This window comes from Paenibacillus periandrae (genome assembly GCF_022458865.1).
Classification (GTDB): domain Bacteria; phylum Bacillota; class Bacilli; order Paenibacillales; family NBRC-103111; genus Paenibacillus_S; species Paenibacillus_S periandrae.
Genome location: NZ_JAJNMU010000079.1, coordinates 1 through 1,682 on the forward strand (window position 1 = coordinate 1; position 1,682 = coordinate 1,682).

2 protein-coding genes and 1 pseudogene are annotated in these 1,682 nt (G+C 45.9%); all 3 read left to right on the top strand.

Features of this window, described 5'->3' with window-relative positions; translation table 11 throughout:
• Positions 1–93: 93 nt before the first annotated feature.
• Positions 94–1,122, top strand: coding sequence for a BRCT domain-containing protein (locus tag LRL21_RS44560; RefSeq protein ID WP_240422178.1), 1,029 nt, complete (start codon positions 94–96; stop codon positions 1,120–1,122).
• 118 nt (positions 1,123–1,240) lie between these two features.
• Positions 1,241–1,375: pseudogene (locus LRL21_RS47430) on the top strand (hypothetical protein); the annotation flags it as partial.
• A 57-nt stretch (positions 1,376–1,432) separates the two neighbouring features.
• Positions 1,433–1,682: hypothetical protein (locus LRL21_RS44565; RefSeq protein ID WP_240422179.1), on the top strand; the 250-nt coding region annotated here is incomplete at its 3' end.

Below are 1,682 nucleotides of genomic sequence, written 5' to 3' on the forward strand. Positions count from 1 at the left end.
TTTTTTTCTACGATTGACCAATTAACTAACAAGGATTTCCATGTACTTCTGTCGAAGTATTAAGCAACCACTTTGATGGAGGTTTCTTTGCTTATGCCGCTGCCGAAGAATCGTATCGTGCCACAAGATAAAATCTACTTTAGACCAGAATTTGAGCATTGCCTCCACTGTGATGCGAAACTGAAGAGAAGTCATACTGCGTGGAAAAAGAACATCTCCACACTCCAAGGAGTTATCCAAGCTTGGAGCATGGCTTATGCTTGTTCCAATCCGAATTGCAATTATCTCAACACATATTATAAGTCTGCCGAAGCAGATTCACTTGCTATGAAACATACCTCCTACGGCTTTGACGTTCTGGCTCTCGTTGGTCAACTTCGTTTCAAGCATCATATGACCATTGCTGAGATTACGGAAGAACTCACGGAACGCGGTGTCGCCACATCCGAACGAAACTCCCAACGCTTGTATGAGCGGTATTTAACGTTGCTGCGTTCTAGCGTTACAGATCACGTGAAGGAAGAACTTAAGCAAGTTGTAGAAACGCATGGCGGAATCATGATCTCCATGGACGGCGTTCAACCCGAGAAAGGAAACGAGACGCTATATGTTGTTCGAGAGGTATTCAGCGGCACCATTCTGGTTGCAAAGAGTGTGAAAAGTAGTTCAACTGAAGAACTCAAAGAACTCATCCAGCCTGTCATCAATCTCGGCTTCCCCATCATTGGAATCGTTACGGATGGTCAACAATCCATACGTCTGGCCATGGAGTCGCTGCTTCCTGATGTCCCGTATCAGTACTGCCAGTATCATTACTTAAAGGACATCGCTAAACCCATTGTTGATCTGGACCGAAAACTCAAGACCGGCATTAAGAAAAGTCTACGCGGCATTCGGGAGATCGAAAGAAAACTGGACAAAAGTGCTTCCGAAGAATCCGAAGTCGTAAAAGATTACTTAGCGGCCGTCCGTTCGGTGCTCCTCGAAGACGGCAACCCGCCACTAGATTTGCCCGGCATTCGGATTTACGAAACCGCAGAAGCTATTCAGGCATCCATTCAAACATGCCTGGATAAAAAAGGGGCCCTCACTACTTCTAAATGTATTCAGAATATTCAATAAACTAAGTGAATACCGCGAGCTCTACGAAGAAGTGAAGCGCTGGTCACAGCCTTTGCATCACGTGGCAAACATCTTGAATCCAGCGCTCGATCAATCCAGCGAGTCCGTACAGCTACAGATGACATGTCTCTTGAACTGGCTAGAGCAAACATACACCAAAGAAACCGACCAAGCCATGGTTAAGAATCTCTTGAGCTACACAAAGGGCTTTTGGAAAGGACTCTTTACTTGCTACGACCACCCGCATGTTCCTCGCACTAACAACGATCATGAGCGCTTCTTCAGAAAAACGAAAACACGCCATCGGCGAATGACAGGATTAAGAAGCTGGAACGAATACATTATTCGTTCCGGGGAGTTTGTCGTGTTCGTCGATGACGCCCTCCGTCAGAAGGACATCATTAAACGTCTTCAAGGAGTCAGTTACAAGGCTTTCCGAGAAGAACGCATTCGATGGTCTAACCGTTTGGAAGAAACAACGAAGCGCCGTCGCTTCCGACGAGACCCGCAAAAGTATCTTCAAGAGGCTGAATCCAAATATTGTACGTTAATTAGTCAGC